Origin of the sequence: Marinitenerispora sediminis (assembly GCF_003336425.1) — a bacterium.
Classification (GTDB): domain Bacteria; phylum Actinomycetota; class Actinomycetes; order Streptosporangiales; family Streptosporangiaceae; genus Marinitenerispora; species Marinitenerispora sediminis.
In genome coordinates this window covers 15,495-32,157 of record NZ_QEIO01000057.1, presented here as the reverse complement: position 1 = coordinate 32,157, position 16,663 = coordinate 15,495, and the positions used below count along the sequence as shown (strand labels likewise).

At 72.9% G+C, this 16,663-nt stretch carries 17 protein-coding genes; 10 read left to right on the top strand and 7 right to left on the bottom strand.

The features are described 5' to 3' along the window. Together DEF28_RS13235 and DEF28_RS13230 are read right to left on the bottom strand one after the other, a co-directional pair. Nucleotides 1–399 (bottom strand): potassium channel family protein (locus DEF28_RS13235; protein WP_147281062.1); only part of this gene is annotated, 399 nt, incomplete at its 3' end. After that, nucleotides 400–1,089, bottom strand: a complete 690-nt coding sequence (locus DEF28_RS13230) for a potassium channel family protein (protein ID WP_114397567.1) — start codon at nt 1,087–1,089, stop codon at nt 400–402. Nucleotides 1,090–1,349: 260 nt separating this feature from the next. Here DEF28_RS13230 and DEF28_RS13225 point away from each other — a divergent pair, with 260 nt between their 5' ends. The 3 genes from DEF28_RS13225 to DEF28_RS13215 all read left to right on the top strand — a co-directional run bounded on the left by DEF28_RS13225 (nt 1,350) and on the right by DEF28_RS13215 (nt 6,930). Further along, nucleotides 1,350–2,609 (top strand): class I SAM-dependent RNA methyltransferase, encoded by a 1,260-nt coding sequence (locus DEF28_RS13225; protein ID WP_114446146.1) that lies wholly within the window; start codon nt 1,350–1,352, stop codon nt 2,607–2,609. Nucleotides 2,610–2,875: 266 nt separating this feature from the next. Further along, a complete protein-coding gene (locus tag DEF28_RS13220; protein ID WP_114396078.1) occupies nt 2,876–3,808 on the top strand; it encodes an LLM class F420-dependent oxidoreductase in 933 nt (310 codons plus the stop codon). A gap of 329 nt (nt 3,809–4,137) precedes the next feature. Beyond that, on the top strand, nt 4,138–6,930 hold the full coding sequence (locus tag DEF28_RS13215) for an aconitate hydratase (RefSeq protein WP_114396071.1): 2,793 nt from the start codon (nt 4,138–4,140) through the stop codon (nt 6,928–6,930). A gap of 182 nt (nt 6,931–7,112) precedes the next feature. Here DEF28_RS13215 and DEF28_RS13210 read toward each other — a convergent pair whose 3' ends face one another. The 4 genes from DEF28_RS13210 to DEF28_RS13195 all read right to left on the bottom strand — a co-directional run bounded on the left by DEF28_RS13210 (nt 7,113) and on the right by DEF28_RS13195 (nt 9,075). Beyond that, a complete protein-coding gene (locus tag DEF28_RS13210; protein WP_258861894.1) occupies nt 7,113–7,508 on the bottom strand; it encodes a DUF3800 domain-containing protein in 396 nt (131 codons plus the stop codon). A 65-nt stretch (nt 7,509–7,573) separates the two neighbouring features. Then, nucleotides 7,574–7,813 carry a hypothetical protein gene (locus DEF28_RS13205; RefSeq protein ID WP_114396069.1) on the bottom strand — a complete coding sequence of 80 codons (240 nt, stop codon included), beginning with the start codon at nt 7,811–7,813 and terminating at the stop codon, nt 7,574–7,576. Between the two features lie 175 nt (nt 7,814–7,988). Beyond that, the gene (locus DEF28_RS13200; protein ID WP_114396068.1) at nt 7,989–8,390 is read right to left on the bottom strand and encodes a nitroreductase family deazaflavin-dependent oxidoreductase; all 402 of its coding nucleotides are present in this window, start codon (nt 8,388–8,390) and stop codon (nt 7,989–7,991) included. A gap of 106 nt (nt 8,391–8,496) precedes the next feature. Beyond that, nucleotides 8,497–9,075, bottom strand: coding sequence for a nucleoside/nucleotide kinase family protein (locus DEF28_RS13195; RefSeq protein WP_114396067.1), 579 nt, complete (start codon nt 9,073–9,075; stop codon nt 8,497–8,499). Nucleotides 9,076–9,219: 144 nt separating this feature from the next. On the opposite strand from DEF28_RS13195, the gene DEF28_RS13190 reads away from it, so the two are divergent. The 6 genes from DEF28_RS13190 (at nt 9,220) to DEF28_RS13165 (ending at nt 14,848) form a co-directional block, all read left to right on the top strand. Beyond that, complete coding sequence (locus DEF28_RS13190; RefSeq protein ID WP_114396066.1) at nt 9,220–9,621, top strand: hypothetical protein; 402 nt, start codon at nt 9,220–9,222, stop codon at nt 9,619–9,621. A gap of 86 nt (nt 9,622–9,707) precedes the next feature. Continuing rightward, nucleotides 9,708–10,880, top strand: a complete 1,173-nt coding sequence (locus DEF28_RS13185; RefSeq protein WP_114396065.1) for an ROK family transcriptional regulator — start codon at nt 9,708–9,710, stop codon at nt 10,878–10,880. A gap of 304 nt (nt 10,881–11,184) precedes the next feature. After that, the gene (locus DEF28_RS13180) at nt 11,185–12,294 is read left to right on the top strand and encodes an ABC transporter substrate-binding protein (protein ID WP_114396077.1); all 1,110 of its coding nucleotides are present in this window, start codon (nt 11,185–11,187) and stop codon (nt 12,292–12,294) included. Between the two features lie 57 nt (nt 12,295–12,351). Beyond that, nucleotides 12,352–13,137 (top strand): ATP-binding cassette domain-containing protein, encoded by a 786-nt coding sequence (locus DEF28_RS13175; protein ID WP_114396064.1) that lies wholly within the window; start codon nt 12,352–12,354, stop codon nt 13,135–13,137. Then, nucleotides 13,137–14,387 carry a sugar ABC transporter permease gene (locus DEF28_RS13170; RefSeq protein WP_114396063.1) on the top strand — a complete coding sequence of 417 codons (1,251 nt, stop codon included), beginning with the start codon at nt 13,137–13,139 and terminating at the stop codon, nt 14,385–14,387. The genes DEF28_RS13175 and DEF28_RS13170 overlap by 1 nt, the downstream gene beginning before the upstream one ends. 245 nt (nt 14,388–14,632) lie before the next feature. Next, nucleotides 14,633–14,848 carry a hypothetical protein gene (locus DEF28_RS13165; RefSeq protein WP_114396062.1) on the top strand — a complete coding sequence of 72 codons (216 nt, stop codon included), beginning with the start codon at nt 14,633–14,635 and terminating at the stop codon, nt 14,846–14,848. A 114-nt stretch (nt 14,849–14,962) separates the two neighbouring features. Here DEF28_RS13165 and DEF28_RS13160 read toward each other — a convergent pair whose 3' ends face one another. Next, nucleotides 14,963–15,808, bottom strand: a complete 846-nt coding sequence (locus DEF28_RS13160) for an endo alpha-1,4 polygalactosaminidase (RefSeq protein WP_114396061.1) — start codon at nt 15,806–15,808, stop codon at nt 14,963–14,965. A 103-nt stretch (nt 15,809–15,911) separates the two neighbouring features. Here DEF28_RS13160 and DEF28_RS13155 point away from each other — a divergent pair, with 103 nt between their 5' ends. Then, nucleotides 15,912–16,640: a sulfite exporter TauE/SafE family protein gene (locus DEF28_RS13155; protein WP_114396060.1), complete on the top strand. Its 729-nt coding sequence runs from the start codon at nt 15,912–15,914 to the stop codon at nt 16,638–16,640. Nucleotides 16,641–16,663: the final 23 nt, after the last annotated feature.

Sequence of the window (16,663 nt, the reverse complement as noted above, 5' to 3'; positions counted from 1 at the left end):
CACCCCCGCCATGTCGTCCACGAGTGCCGCCATCAGCCGGGGCGGCGACACCGCGACGTCCACGCCCCAGGAGTCGGTGAACAGCCACTCGTTGGCCGGGTCGTTGATCCGGGCCACGACCCTGCCGACCCCGAACTGGGTCTTGGCCAGCAGCGAGCACACCAGGTTCACCTTGTCGTCGCCGCTGGCCGCCACGACCACGTCGAACTGGTCGAGCCGGGCGTCCTCCAGGGAGCTGAGCTCGCAGGCGTCGGCCAGCAGCCACTCCGCCCGCGGCACCGCGTCGACCCGCACGGCCCGCGGGTCGCGGTCGATCAGCAGGACCTCGTGCCCGTTGTCCGCCAGCTCACCGGCGATGGAGAGGCCCACGCCGCCGGCGCCCGCGATCGCGATCCGCATCTACACCGACCTCCCCTCGGGCCCGGCCGCCGGGCCGGGCCGCAGCCGCTCCAGCACGCGGTCGCGCGCGTCGGCCCGCAGGAGCACGTGCACGACGTCGCCGGAGCGCAGCGGCTCGTCGCCGCGCGGCAGTACGATCTCGCCGGAGCGGTCCAGGTAGGCCACCCGCAGCTGCAGTGCGGTCTCCAGGCGCTGCACGGGCGCACCCACCCATGCCTCGGTGAGCGGGACCTCGGTCAGCACCAGGGTCCCCGACGGATCGCGCCACAGCGGCGCGTCGGCGCCGCTCGCCTCCGGGAGCAGCCGCCGCAGGATGGTGTCGGCAGTCCAGCGCACCGTGCCGACGGTCGCGATGCCCAGGCGCTGGTAGACCTCGGCGCGGCGCGGGTCGTAGATGCGGGCCACGACGTGCCGCACGCCAAACGTCTCCCGCGCCACCCGGGCGGCGATGATGTTGGAGTTGTCCCCGCTGCTCACCGCCGCGAACGCGGCCGCGTTCTCGATGCCGGCGCGGACCAGCGCGTCGCGGTCGTGCCCGACCCCGGTGACGGCGCTCTTGGCGGCGCTGGAGCGCAGCCGGCGGAACGCGCCCGGGTCGCGGTCGATCACGGCGACCGAGTGGCCCATGTCCTGCACCGTGTGCGCGAGGGTGGACCCCACCCGCCCGCAGCCCAATATGACGATGTGCACCGGTCATCCGCTCCCGAGACAGCAGGTGGCGGGCGAGGCGGCAGCGGGCAGCCGCGCCCGCGCACGGTCCGACCTCCGGTTATACCCAACCACATCCGCGGCGTCCCCGGAATCGGGCGGAGCGGCCCCGTCGCGCGGCCGGTCGGCGGCGACACGCGGCCCTCCCGTCCTCGGCTAGAGTTACCGCAGATGGGCGGTGGCTAGCAGGGGGTCACCCGCGCGAGCCCAGCAGTCCCGTCCACCACCGGAGGTCCTTTCGCATGAGCCGTGTCGGAACCCAGATCGAGCTGCGCGTCGACGGGGTCGCGCACGGCGGGTGGTGCGTGGGCAGACACGAGGACCAGGTCGTCTTCGTCCGCCACACGCTCCCCGGCGAGCGGGTGCGCGTCGTCGTCACCGAGGAGACGAAGCGCTTCCTGCGCGCCGACGCGGTGGAGGTGCTGGAGGCGTCGCCCGACCGGGTGAGCGCGCCGTGCCGCTTCGCCGGTCCCGGCAAGTGCGGCGGGTGCGACTGGCAGCACGCCTCCCTGGAGGCGCAGCGCCGGATCAAGGCCCAGGTGGTCGCCGAGCAGCTGCGCCGCATCGCCGGCATCGAGCGCGACGTCGAGGTCGAGGAGCTGCCGGGCCACCCCGACGGCCTCGGCTGGCGGACCCGGGTGCGCTTCGCGGTCGACGCCGACGGCGCCGCCGGGCTGCGCCGCCACCGCTCGCACGACCTGCAGCTCATCGACGAGTGCCTGATCGCCCACCCGGAGGTCGACCGGCTGGGCGTCCACGAACTGCGGTGGCCGGGAGTCTCCGAGGTCGAGGCGGTCGCCTCCGGGAGCACCGCCGACAGCGCGGTCATCGTCACCCCGCGCGGCGCCCGGCAGCCGGCGCTGCCGCGCCCCAAGGCGTCCTCGGCGATGCTGCGGCGGTTCAAGGGCGGCCGCACCCAGCCCATCCGGGGCCGTCGCGGCATCCGAGAGCAGGCGGCCGGCCGCGAGTGGCGGGTCAGCGCCGGCGGGTTCTGGCAGGTGCACCCCGCCGCCGCCGAGACCCTGACCGCCGCCGTGCTCACCGCCCTGGCGCCCAAGCCGGGGGAGACCGCGCTCGACCTGTACTGCGGTGCCGGACTGTTCGCGGGCGCGCTGGCCGAGGCGGTCGGCCCGGACGGGCGGGTGCTCGGGGTCGAGGGCCAGGCCGAGGCGGTCCGCGACGCCCAGCACAACCTGCGCGACCTCCCGCAGGCGCGGGTCGACCGCGGCGACGTCGCCTCGCGGCTGCGCGAATGGGCCGACCTGCGCGCCGACGTCGCGGTCCTGGACCCGCCCCGGGCGGGCGCCGGCAGCGCGGTGGTGGAGGCGCTCGCCGCCCTGCGGCCCCGCGCCGTCGCCTACGTGTCCTGCGACCCGGCCACCCTGGCCCGCGACCTCGCCGCCTTCGCGGCGGCGGGATACACGCTGGAGGACCTCCGGGCCTTCGACGCCTTCCCGATGACGCACCACGTGGAGTGCCTGGCGGTGCTGGGACGGGGCTGAGCGGGGCGGGCCGCTGGCCGGCTGGCGAGGGGGCTGGCACGGTCGTGCCCCCGCGCGGAGGCGGGGACACGGCGTGCGGGCCGCTTCACGTGGTGGCTATCGCGTGCGGGGGGCGGTCGGGTTCACGGGCGCGCCGGGCGGAGCCGCCCGCGGGCCGTCCTGGGAGCGTACCGGGGCCGCGGGCGGTCGCCGCACGCGCCGCGGCCCGCGCGGCGCTCCGCGGGCCCTGGTCGCCCGCGGCGGCGCGCGGTTGGAGAATGGGCACCATGCGTTTGCGGATCTTCACTGAACCCCAGCAGGGCGCGAGCTACGAGACCCTGCTCACCGTGGCGAAGGCGGCCGAGGCCCTCGCCTTCGATGCATTTTTTCGCTCGGATCATTTTTTGCAGATGGGCGGCGTCGACGGGCTGCCCGGGCCCACCGACGCCTGGATCACGCTCGCCGGGCTGGCCCGCGAGACGGAGCGGATCCGGCTCGGCACGTTGATGACGGCCGCGACCTTCCGGCACCCCGGCCCCCTGGCGATCAGTGTCGCGCAGGTGGACCAGATGAGCGGCGGCCGGGTGGAGTTCGGCTTCGGCGCGGGGTGGTTCGCCGAGGAGCACTCGGCCTACGGCATCCCGTTCCCGACCTCCGCCCGCGAGCGGTTCGACCGGTATGAGGAGCAGCTCGCCGTCATCACCGGCCTGTGGTCGACCCCGCCGGGCGAGTCCTTCACCTACGAGGGGCGGCACTACCGGCTGGCCGACGCGCCGGCGCTGCCCAAGCCGGCGCAGTCGCCGCGGCCGCCGGTGCTGGTCGGCGGCACCGGTCCGAAGCGGACGCCCCGCCTGGCGGCCGCCTACGCCGACGAGTACAACGTGCCGTTCACCGGGGTCGAGGACACGGCCGCGGCCTACGAGCGCACCCGGGAGGCGGTGCGCGCCGCGGGGCGCACCGCGCCCATGGTGTACTCCGCCGCGCAGGTGCTCTGCGTCGGCCGCGACGACGCGGAGGTCGCCCGGCGGGCGGCCGCGATCGGCCGGGAGGTCGAGGAGCTGCGGACCAACGGCCTGGCCGGCAGCCCGGCGGAGGTCGTGGACAAGATCGGCCGGTTCGCCGAGATCGGTACCGAGGCCGTCTACCTGCAGGTCCTCGACCTGTCCGACCTCGACCACCTGGAACTCGTCGCCTCCGAGGTGGCGCCGCAGCTGCGGTAGCGGCGGCCGGGTGCGGCCGTGAGCGGCGCCGATCCGGTACGGACGGCGCCGCAGGCGGACCCCGGCCCCGCATACGCCGGGACCTGCGGCCGCAGGTAACTTGATGTCGAGATACATCCTCGGATAGCTTGATGTCGAGATAAATGAGGGCGAATCACTGAGTGCGCCGGGTTGACCGCCGACGCGTGGACCGGCTGCCATGATGGTGCCGGTCCCGCCATGCGACGGGCGCTTCGGGGACGATCTCGTTAGGGCGGCCTCAGTGATTTTCCAGCGCCGCCGGTAGGGCAGGATGCTGGAAGAAAGTGGCGAGATCAGGAGGCAATACCGTGTCGGCGAACAGCTTCGGCAGCCGTGACACGCTCCGCGTTGGCGACGAGTCGTACGAGATTTTCCGCTTGGACGCCGTAGAGGGTTCCGAGCGCCTTCCCTACAGCCTGAAGGTGCTCCTGGAGAACCTGCTCCGGACCGAGGACGGCGCGAACGTCACCGCCGAGCACATCCGCGCGCTGGGCGCCTGGGACCCCACCGCCCAGCCCAGCCAGGAGATCCAGTTCACCCCCGCGCGGGTGATCATGCAGGACTTCACCGGCGTCCCGTGCGTCGTGGACCTCGCGACCATGCGCGAGGCCGTCAACGACCTCGGCGGCGACCCGGCCAAGATCAACCCGCTGGCCCCGGCCGAGCTGGTCATCGACCACTCGGTGATCGTGGACATCTTCGGCCGCCCCGACGCCTTCGAGCGCAACGTCGAGATCGAGTACGAGCGCAACCGCGAGCGCTACCAGTTCCTGCGCTGGGGGCAGACCGCGTTCGACGAGTTCAAGGTCGTCCCGCCGGGCACCGGGATCGTGCACCAGGCCAACATCGAGCACCTGGCCCGCGTGACCATGGTCCGCAACGGCCAGGCCTACCCCGACACCTGCGTCGGCACCGACTCCCACACCACCATGCAGAACGGTCTGGGCATCCTGGGCTGGGGCGTCGGCGGCATCGAGGCCGAGGCCGCGATGCTCGGCCAGCCGATCTCCATGCTCATCCCGCGGGTCGTCGGCTTCAAGCTCACCGGGGAGCTCAAGCCCGGCACCACCGCCACCGACCTCGTGCTGACCATCACCGAGATGCTGCGCAAGCACGGCGTGGTCGGCAAGTTCGTGGAGTTCTACGGCGACGGTGTCGCGGCGGTGCCGCTGGCCAACCGCGCCACCATCGGCAACATGAGCCCGGAGTTCGGCTCCACCGCCGCGATCTTCCCGATCGACGAGGAGACCATCCGGTACATGCGGCTGACCGGCCGCGGCGAGGCGCAGACCGGCCTGGTCGAGGCCTACGCCAAGGAGCAGGGCCTCTGGCACGACCCGTCCCGGGAGCCCGCCTACTCCGAGTACCTGGAGCTCGACCTCGCTGAGGTCGTGCCCTCCATCGCCGGCCCCAAGCGCCCGCAGGACCGCATCGCGCTGTCCGAGGCCAAGCCGACCTGGCGCCGCAACGTGCGCGACTACGTGCACGACGACGGCATCGAGAACGGCGTGGACGAGGCGTCCGCCGAGTCGTTCCCGGCCTCCGACGCCCCGGCGGTCAGCGCGCAGCCGGCCGGCGGGGAGGTCGCCGGCCGCAGCGGCGCCGACGCCGTGCGCCGCCCGAACAAGCCGGTCAAGGTCACCCTGGCCGACGGCACCGAGACCGAGGTCGACCACGGCGCCGTGGTGATCGCCGCGATCACCTCGTGCACCAACACCTCCAACCCGTCGGTCATGCTCGGCGCCGCCCTGCTGGCCAAGAAGGCGGTGGAGAAGGGCCTCACCCGCAAGCCCTGGGTGAAGACCTCGCTGGCGCCCGGCTCCAAGGTCGTCACGGACTACTACGAGCGCGCCGGTCTGACGCCCTACCTGGACAAGCTGGGCTTCAACCTGGTCGGCTACGGCTGCACCACCTGCATCGGCAACTCCGGCCCGCTGCCGGAGGAGATCTCCAAGGCCGTCAACGACAACGACCTCGCGGTGACCGCCGTGCTCTCGGGCAACCGCAACTTCGAGGGCCGGATCAACCCCGACGTCAAGATGAACTACCTGGCCTCGCCGCCGCTGGTGGTCGCCTACGCGCTGGCCGGCTCCATGGACGTCGACATCACCACCGAGCCGCTCGGCACCGGTACCGACGGCCAGCCGGTGTTCCTCAGCGACATCTGGCCCTCCCCGGAGGAGGTCCAGGAGGTCATGGACGCCGCGATCGCCTCGGACATGTACGAGCAGGCCTACGCCGACGTGTTCGCCGGCGACGAGCGCTGGCGGTCGCTGCCGACGCCGACCGGCAACACCTTCGAATGGGCGGCCGACTCCACCTACGTCCGCAAGCCCCCGTACTTCGAGGGCATGGACGCCACCCCGGCGCCGGTCACCGACATCGCCGGCGCCCGCGTGCTGGCCAAGCTCGGCGACTCGGTCACCACCGACCACATCTCGCCGGCGGGCGCGATCAAGCCGGACAGCCCGGCCGGCCGCTACCTCAAGGAGCACGGCGTCGAGCGCCGGGACTTCAACTCCTACGGCTCGCGGCGCGGCAACCACGAGGTGATGATCCGCGGCACCTTCGCCAACATCCGGCTCCGCAACCAGATCGCGCCCGGCACCGAGGGCGGCTTCACCCGGGACTTCACCCAGTCCGACGACCCGGCGGCCGCGCCGGTGACCACCATCTACGACGCCGCGCAGAACTACGCCGAGCGCGGCATCCCGCTGGTGGTCCTCGGCGGCAAGGAGTACGGCTCCGGCTCCTCGCGGGACTGGGCGGCCAAGGGCACCCGCCTGCTCGGGGTGCGCGCGGTGATCACCGAGTCCTACGAGCGCATCCACCGCTCCAACCTCATCGGCATGGGCGTGCTCCCGCTGCAGTTCCCGGAGGGGCAGTCCGCCGACTCCCTCGGCCTGACCGGCGAGGAGACCTTCTCCATCACCGGCGTGACCGAGCTGAACGAGGGCCGCGTCCCGGCCACGGTGAAGGTGAGCACCGACAGCGGCGTCGAGTTCGACGCCGTGGTGCGCATCGACACGCCTGGTGAGGCCGACTACTACCGCAACGGCGGCATCCTGCAGTACGTGCTGCGGCAGCTGATCGCGAAGTAGTTCCGGACGGTACGGGAAGGGGGCGGCGCCGCCCCCTTCTCCGGTGGGCCTCGTTCCGGAGTGCAGCGCGATCTTTAGTACTCGTTGGCCCGCTGACCGCCCTGCTGCTATTGTCCCTGTCAGGAGGCCCCAAAGGGGAATCCGGTAGGCCAAAGGCCCCGCTGAGGCGGGGCTTTTGTGCGTCAGGGCAACCAGACATGTTCATGCTGGACACGTATCTTGACGTGTGACCACAGACGGTCGTTCACGCGCCTTGCCCGATCGTCGGTCTCCACGTGGGTCTCACGGCGCCGGTGCAGGAACGCGATCAGGTCGACGGCCTGGAGTAGCCTGCTCGCTTTCGATGGCGCGAAGTGAATCGTGTCCACGATCCGGTCGAGCTTACTGGATTGGTATCCAGGAGTGCCGTCTCGTTTGTATTCCCAGAGCTTCTGCCTGTGGTCGTCCTGATCGGCGACCTCGTCGGCAATGATCAGCACGTGTTCTTTCTCGGCCCGGGCAAAGCTGTTGACCTGTTCCATGACATGCTGCAACACGATCGAGTGCGGCGGATCCGGCCATGCGTAGCGACGACGCAGCCGCGGAATGTCGAGCCCTCGAAAAAATTCTCACGTCATGAGCGCCCACCGCGCGCAGGCACTTGTCATAAATGGCCGATACGTGCGCGGACCTTCGGGGCGATGCATGTCCAGTCTTCCTTGCCGTGGAAGAGCGCGTGGCCGTGCAGTTCGGCCCGTGGGTCGGTGGCATAGGCGGAGGTGGCTTCCTGAACGATGTGGTCCAAGGCGAGGGCCAGTGGAATGGCCTCGTGTTCCGGACACGCCAATCCGGCGATATAGTAGCGGTCTTTCGTGAAAGACTCGTCGAGGTACGTCAACAGCACGAAGACGATGATTTCCCGTGTGGCGGCGTCCAGTGGGAGTTATTCACCGGCTGTTGATCGCCCGCGCCTCAGACCCCAGCGTGTGACGACGCGTCGGCGAGACCCCCTGGGCAGCGGCAGACGGATTCTCGGGTCGGCCATCGCCAATGATGGGCATTGTCGGAAATTCCCCGGCTCACACCCGCCGCAGGATCACCAGCGGGATGGACCGGTCCGTCTTCGCCTGGTACTCGTCGTAGTCCGGCCAGATCCGCGCCATCTCCGGCCACAGCCGGGCCTTCTCCTCCTCCGTGGCGGTGCGGGCCTCGGCGGTGAAGACGTCCCCCTTGACCTGGACGCGCACGGTCGGGTCGGCGACCAGGTTGCGGTACCACTGCGGGTGCTCCGGGGCTCCGCCCATCGAGGCCACCACGGTGTAGTCGTCGCCGGCCTGCCCGTAGATCAGCGGGGTACTGCGCTGCTGGCCGGTCCGGCGCCCGGTGGTGGTCAGGATCAGCACCTGCGCACCGCGCCAGTCGTGGCCCTCCCTGCCGTCGGTCTCCACGTACCGCCGGACGTGTTCGGCACCGTAGAGCATGACGCCTCCTCTCGCCGTGCGCCTCGCCGTCCCCCGCCGGTGGCTCCGCGCCCTGCCTCCACACCGTCTCCCTTACCCGCGGCGCGGAATCGAACCACCACGCGGCTCATCCGGCCGCGGCGGCGTTGTCGACGATCACGTCGGCGTGGTCGCGGACCCGGTGGCGGGCGTAGAAGGCGTCCTCCTGGCGGCGCCAGAGCTCGTGGTAGGGCGAGTACACCGCCGCGTCGAAGCGCCGGGCCAGCCGCTCGGCGCGCACCGGCGGGGGCGCGTCGACCCACACCAGCAGCGACAGGTGGGCGCGCAGCTCGGTGGCGCCCGATCCGCATCCCTCGATGAGCAGCGTGCCGGCGACCGGGGTGTGCTCCCACGCGCCCGGCTCGCCGCGCTCCCAGTCGTAGCGGCGCCAGCGCGGTGCGCTTCCGGCGAGCAGCGGCTCGATGATCCAGCGGCGGGCGAGCGGCGGGGAGGCGGCCAGCCCGTCCCAGCCGGGGTACAGGTCGTCCATGCGCAGGACGGGTGCGGCCAGGCGGTTCGCGAGCAGGTCCGCCAGCCAGGACTTGCCGGCACCGGACCGGCCCTCGATCGCCAGGACGCGGTGTCGGCCCGCCCGGGCGGGAGCGGCGCGCAGCAGGGCGGCGATGTCGGCGCACAGTGTCGTGGCCGCGGCTGAGAGTACGGGCATGGCGGCAGTGTAACCCGCCGCTGGACATCGAACGTGTGTACGAATATGCTGGTCACGGCTGGTGTGCGGCCGCGGCGGCGGGGGAGCCGCCGCGCTGCCGCCCGCCGGCCGGACCTACCGTCGAGCGTGCCATCGGGGGGATGTGTGAACGCCTGGCGTGACCGCCGCGGTGCTGACGATGCGCCGATCGGCTACCACACCGTGATCCACAACAGCGGATCGGGCAACCAGTTCGTCGTGGGCGACCGCGGGGCCGCGCGGCAGGCCGCCGGCCCGCCCGGCGGCGAGCTCGGCGCGCTGGTCGAACGCCTGTGGGACGCGCTGCCCGACCTCGGCCTCGACCACGTCGACCAGGCCGACTACGTGGCCGCGGTCAGCCATGTCGAGGAGGAGGTCACCCGGGACCGGCCCAGAACCGGCCGCCTCGGCCGCGCGCTCGGCACCGCGTCCGCCTTCCTGCGCGCGCGGCCGGTGGAGTCGGCGCGGCTGGCGCTTGAGGCCGCCACCGCCATCGGCCGGCTCTACGGCCTGGCGGCTCCGGGGTAGCGAGCGCCCGTGGGCGCCTGCTGCCTTCAAGGCTTGTAAGCTCGCTGTCACCAGCACGCTCGCAGCCGACACACGCAGGAGGAGCCGTGGACACGGACGCCGAGGTGACGCCCGGGTCGCAGGCGGCATTGCGCCGGGCCAACCGGCAACGCGTCATCGCCGCGCTGCGCGACGGCGGCACCCTCACCCAGGCCGAGATCGCCCGCAGCACCGGCCTGTCCGCGGCGAGCGTGTCCAATATCGTCCGCGACCTGCGCGGGACCGGCGTGGTGTCGGTGCGGGAGACCTCCTCCAACGGCCGGCGAGCGCGGGCGGTCTCCCTGGTGCGCCAGCCCGGCGTCGTGGTCGGCATCGACTTCGGCTACTCGCGGCTGCGGGTGGCGCTCGGCGACAGCGAGGGCCGGACCCTCCTGGAGGAGGCGATCGGATACGACGTCGCGGCCGACCCCGACCGGGGGGTGCGGCGCGCCGTGTGGCTGGCGGAGACGCTGCTCATCGCGGCGCGGGTGGACCGGTCCATGGTCACCTCCGTGGCAGCCGCGGTGCCGGGCCCCATCGAGGCCGCCACCGGCGAGATCGGCAGCATCACCTGCATGCCCCGGTGGGCGGGGTACCGCCCGGCGGCCGAGCTGTCGGAGCGGCTCGGGCTGCCCGTGCTGGCGGAGAACGACGCCAACCTCGCCGCCATGGCCGAGGCGGCCGAGGGATCGGCGCAGGGCCTGGAGCACGTCGTGCACGTCACCGCCTCCGAGGGCGTGGGGGCGGGGCTCATCGTGGGCGGCCGGCTGTTCCGCGGAGCGGGCGGCACCGCCGGCGAGATCGGGCACATGGGGCTGGACGAGCGCGGCCAGGTGTGCCGCTGCGGCAACCGCGGCTGCCTGGAGACGCTGGTCGGCGCGCCCTACCTGCTGAACATGGTCCCGCACACCGCCGACATCGCGACGCCCTCGACCCTGCCGGGCCTGGTGGCGGCGGCGCGCAACGACGATCCGGGCTGCCGCCGGATCGTCGCCGAGGCGGGGGCCGCGCTCGGCCGCGGCGTGTCCGTCGTCGCCAACACGTTCAACCCGCAGATGGTCGTCGTCGGCGGGGAGCTGGCCGAGGCGGGCGAGCTGCTGCTGGAACCCATGCGGCGCGCCATGGAGATGGCCACGCTGGGCAGCGCGCTGCGCCAGCTGCGCCTGGTCCGCGGCGAACTGGGCGGCCGGGCGGCGCTGCGCGGCGCGCTGCGGCTCGCCCTGCTCGGCACGGCCGGCTGAGGCGGCCGGCCGCCGGGGCCCCTGCCGGCCCCGGTCCGCTCCGAGCGGGGCGGACCGGCCCCGACCCGCTCTGACCTGCGCGGACACTTTGTTCACTGCTTGAATGAACACGTTGTGACATTACAGTGATGTGTTCAAGGCTTGACGACAAGGTTGCGAAGAGTTTGACTGCACGCACGTCCACCGAGTGACCCACCGCACATCGCCCGGGTCGCGGTCATCCCCCGAGAGGTGGACCGACGAGGAGGTCAGACCTGTGAACACGCGAAGCAGAACCGCCGCCACCCCGCGCTGGCGGCGCGCGCTGCCGGGCGCGGCGGCCGCCGCCGCGGCGATCCTGGCGCTCACGGCCACCGGATGCGGAACCACCACCGGCGGCGGCGGGGGAGAGGGCGGCGCCAACGCCTCCGTCGAGGAGGGCTTCCAGGTCGGGTTGCTGCTGCCCGAGTCGAAGACCACGCGCTACGAGAAGTTCGACCGCCCCTACTTCGAGGAGGCCATCGCCGAACTCTGCCCGAACTGCACGGTCGCCTACCAGAACGCCGACCAGGACACCGCCAAGCAGCAGTCGCAGGCCGAGGCGATGCTGACCGAGGGTGTCGACGTGCTCGTCCTCGACGCCGTCGACGCCGAGGCCGCCGCCAGCATCGTCCAGCAGGCGCGCAGCCAGAACGTCCCCGTGGTCGCCTACGACCGCCTCGCCCAGGGCGGCGTCGACTACTACGTCTCCTTCGACAACCGCACCATCGGCACGGTGCAGGGACAGGCCCTCATCGAGGCCCTGGAGGCCGAGGGCGCCGGCGAGGACCCCGAGATCGTGATGATCAACGGTTCGCCGACCGACCCCAACGCCGCCGACTACAAGGCCGGCGCGCACGAGGTCCTCGACGGCCAGGTGTCCATCGGCATGGAGTACGACACCCCCGACTGGTCCCCCGACCGGGCCCAGCAACAGATGGAGCAGGCGATCACCTCCATCGGCGCGGACGAGATCGACGGCGTCTACTCCGCCAACGACGGGATGGCCAGCGGCGTCATCGCCGCGCTGAAGAGCGCCGGCGTGGAGGAGCTCCCGCCGGTCACCGGCCAGGACGCCGAACTCGCCGCCATCCAGCGCATCATCGCCGGCGACCAGTTCATGACCATCTACAAGGCCATCCAGCCGGAGGCCCGCACGGCGGCCGAGATGGCCATCGCGGCGGCCACCGGCGAGGAGTACGACGGCGGGGAGTTCGGGCTCGTCGAGGTCGAGGACGCCGGGGGCGAGACCGTCCCGGCCGTGCTGCTGGAGCCGGTCGTGGTCACCGAGGACAACATCGAGGACACCGTCGTCTCCGACGGCTTCTACACCATCGAGGAGATCTGCACGGACGCCTACGCCGACACCGACTTCTGCACGCAGGCCGCGTCCTGACCCGGACGCGCGGCCGGTGACGCACACCCCCTTCACGGGCGCAGGTGAGGAAAGACGATGAGTGAACCAGTCCTGGAGCTGTCCGGGATATCCAAGAGATTCGGGGCCGTGCAGGCGCTCTCCGACGTGAGCCTGCGCGTCCACCCGGGCGAAGTCGTGGCGCTGCTCGGCGACAACGGCGCCGGCAAGTCCACGCTGGTCAAGGTGATCGCGGGCGTCAACCCCGCCGACACCGGCACCCTGCTGTGGGAGGGCCGGCCGGTCACCGTGGCCCGGCCCGCCGACGCCCAGCAGCTCGGCATCGCCACGATCTACCAGGACCTGGCGCTGTGCGACAACCTCGACATCGTGGCCAACCTCTTCCTCGGCGGCGAGCGCAGCACCGCCGGCGTGCTCGACGAGGTCGGCATGGAGCGCCGCGCCCGGGAGCTGCTCGACTCGCTGTCGGTCAGCATCCCGAGCCTGCGGGTGCCGGTGGCCTCGCTGTCGGGCGGGCAGCGCCAGATCATCGCGATCGCGCGCTCGCTGCTGGGCGAGCCCAAGGTGGTGATGCTCGACGAGCCGACCGCCGCGCTCGGGGTCGCCCAGACCGCGCAGGTGCTCGACCTGATCGAGCGCCTGCGCGACCAGGGGCTCGGCGTCATCCTGATCAGCCACAACATGGCTGACGTGCGCGCGGTCGCCGACCGCGCGATGGTCCTGCGGCTGGGGCGCAACGCCGGCGACTTCCGGGTCGAGGACACCAGCTACGAGGAGATCGTCGCGGCGATCACGGGGGCCGCGGACAACCCCGTGGCGCGGCGGGCCGGACGCGTCGCGGTGCCGGGATCGGAGGAAGCGTGATGGCTCAGCAGACCCCCGTGGCCGGGGAGGCCGCCCCGGCCCCGGACCCGCGGCTCATCGTGACCGGCTCCTCACCCCGGGGGCTCGTCGCGGCGGCGCTGCGCCGGCTGCGCGGCGGCGAACTCGGGGCGTTGCCGGTCATCGTCGGGCTCATCGTGATCTGCGCGGTCTTCCAGTCGCTGAACAGCAACTTCCTGTCCCCGCAGAACCTGTCGAACCTGACCCTCCAGGTGGTCTCCACCGGGCTGATGTCGTGCGGCGTCATCATGGTGCTGCTGCTCGGCGAGATCGACCTGTCGGTCGGCTCGGTCTCCGGGGTCTCCGGCGCGGTGCTCGCCGTCCTGGCGGTCAACCACGGGATCCCCGAGGTGGCCGCCATCGCGCTGGCGGTGCTCACCGGCACCCTCATCGGGGTGGTGCACGGGACGGTCTTCGCCAAGGTCGGCGTTCCGGCGTTCGTCGTCACCCTCGCCGGCCTCATCGGCTGGCAGGGCGCCCAGCTCTACCTGCTCGGCTCCGACGGCACCATCAACGTCCCCTACGACGGTGCGATCGCCTACCTCACCCAGACCTACTTCGTGCCGGCCGTCGGCTGGGGGATCGCCGTGGCCGCGGTGGGCCTGTACGCGGGCCTGACGCTGCTCGGCGAGCGGCGCCGCACCGCCGCGGGGCTGCCGGCCAAGTCCGCCGCCGAGGTGATCGCGCGCACCGTGCTGCTCGCGGTCCCGGTGTTCGGCGGGGTCGCGGTGCTCAACCTGTGGAACGGGGTGCCGCTCGCCTTCCTGATCTTCCTCGGGTTCGTGGTGGTCTTCGACTTGGTGCTGCGCAAGACGCGCTACGGCCGCATGGTGTTCGCGGTCGGCGGCAGCGCCGAGGCGGCGCGGCGGGCCGGCATCAACGTCGACCTCATCCGGATCTCGGTGTTCGCGCTGGCCTCCACGCTGGCCGCGGTCGGGGGCGTCCTCGCCGTCTCGCGGGGCTTCGCGGTCAGCCAGTCCAGCGGCAGCGGCGACGTCCTCATGCTCGCCATCGCGGCGGCGGTCATCGGCGGCACCAGCCTGTTCGGCGGCCGCGGCAGCGCCTACTCGGCACTGCTGGGCGGCCTGGTCCTGGGGGCGATCACCTCGGGACTGTACCTGCTGCAGATGGACTCCTCCGTCCGCTACATGATCACCGCGGCCGTGCTGCTGATCGCGGTGATCCTGGACGCGGTGTCGCGCCGCAGCCGCCGGGCGCACGCCCGGGGCTGACCGGCCGGCACCGCGCGGGGCCGGTCGCGCCGCCCCCTCACTCCCATCCCTGCCGGCGCGACCGGCCGCGGCGTCCCCGGGTGACGGCTCCCCGGGGGCGCCGCTTCTGGGTACGGCGCAGGCCAGGATCTCGGAATTTTCCGGTATTCCCCCTGCTCGGAGCGGGCCCCCGGCGGGCACGCTGGAGAGAGCGGCCCCTCGGGGGCGAGGACGGCCGGCCGCACGTCGGGGACGGGGGAGTGGACATGTCGGGAGCGCACCGCACGGGGACGCAGAACGAATGGGCCGCCGGGATGATGATCTACGTGCCGCAGGCGCGGCGCCGGTCGGACCGGACGGAGAGCGGCACGTCCGGCGGAGGCGGCCTCGACGTCGACCTGGTCCGCGTGCCGGTGGACGAGGACGTCCCCGTCTGGGAGTGGGAGGTGCCCGGCCTGGAGCTGCCCGAGCAGGAGATCTAGCGCGCCTGCCGGCCCGGTCCCCGGGAGACGGAGCGGGCGGCGCACACTGTGCGCCGCCCGCTCGGCCGGGCGCGGCCCCGCGGCGTCCGCGGAGACCAGCGGCCCCTTCGGACCTCAGCAGACCTCGCGCACGTGCGCCGGGTCCCCCTCGGGCGTGACGTCGAGGTCGCGCAGGATCACGGAGACGATGCCGGCGTCCCGCTCACAGGCGGTCTCGAAGTCCTCCCGGCGGTACTCGACGTCGAGGACCCGGCCCGGGTAGGCCTCCGCGTAGCTGGCGCACTCGTCCCAGCGCGCGCACTCCTCCGCCACCGCGAAGTCGAAGCCGGCGTCGACGCCGAGGGCCGTGGCCTCCGCGGCGTTCTTCTGGCCGATGGTCAGCCCCTCGGCGTGCGCCCGCTCGACGAGCAGTCGCGCGTAGGCGAACGCGGCCTCCTCGCCGATCAGCCCGCCCGAGCGGGTATAGGAGTCGAGGTTGTCGACCTCCACCCCCTGGAACCCCGCGGCCGCGCAGCCGGCCATCCAGCCGCCCATGATCTCGACCAGGTCGTCGCGCTGCTCCTCGGTCCGCAGGTCGAGGAACTGCTCGTCCCAGAAGTCGTCCATGACGGGCTCGCCGTCGGCGTCCCACAGCAGCAGGTCGCGGTGGTTCTCGACCCACCACTCGTTCTCGTGCTCCTGCGCCTGGAAGCCGTTGACGTAGCAGACGCTGTACCGGCCGGGCTCGGACTCGTCCTCGCGGTCGCGCAGGACCACCTGCACGTCCTCGGCCGGCGGGTAGCCGCCGCCGATCTGGTAGTCCCACACCGGGTCGGCCGGCATCGGGACGGGGGCGGCCGCGGCCGGCTCCTCCTCCGCTCCCGAGGCGCTCTGCACGTCGGACGCGGGAGCGCATCCGGCGGCGAGACCGAGGGCGAGGACGAGCACGGACGGGGGGAGCAGTGTCACAAAGCCCCGCATTCGGTAACTCATGCCCACATAATGTCACGCGGTGTGTCCGGCCCGGCCCGGGGAACGCGCCGCCCGCGCCGGCCCCTCACCCCGGTGGTACGATCCCGGGCCGATGCCTGAATGGTCGTTCCTCCTCGTCGCCGGCGCGGCCGTGCTGGTCGGCGCCGTGGTCCAGGGCGGGGTCGGCCTCGGCCTGGGCCTCGTCGCGGCGCCGGTGGTGGCGCTGCTCGACCCCGGCCTGATGCCCGGCTCGGTGCTGGTCGTCACCGCCGTGCTCCCCCTGCTGACGGTCGCCGCCGAGTGGCGGCACATGGACTGGCGCGGCGTCGGCTGGGCACTCGCCGGCCGCGTACCCGGAACGGCGGCCGGAGTGTGGGTGGTGGCCGCGCTCCCGGCGGACGCCCTCGGCCTCGCCGTGGGCGTGCTGGTGCTGGCCGCCGCCGCGCTGACGGCGAGCGGGATCCGGCTGCGGCCGACTCCCGTCACCCTGGGGGTCGCCGGGGCCGTCTCGGGCGTGACCGGCACCGCGACGTCGGTCGGCGGGCCGCCCATCGCCCTCGTCTACCAGCGGGAGCGCGGACCGACGGTGCGTGCCACCCTCGGCGGGTACTTCGCGGTCGGGGTGGCGGCCTCGCTGGCGGCCCTCGCGGCCGGCGGGCAGCTCGACGCGCGCCAGGCGGCGGCGGGGGCCGCCCTCGTCCCCTTCGCCGTCGCCGGCTTCCTGCTGGCCCGCCCCGTGCGCCGGGTGCTGGACGGCGCCGTCCTGCGGCGCACCCTGCTGGCGCTCGTGGCGGTCTCGGGCGCGCTGCTCGTCGCACGCTCCGCGCTCCACTGGATCTGAGGTCCGGGGCGGGGTCGGCCGCC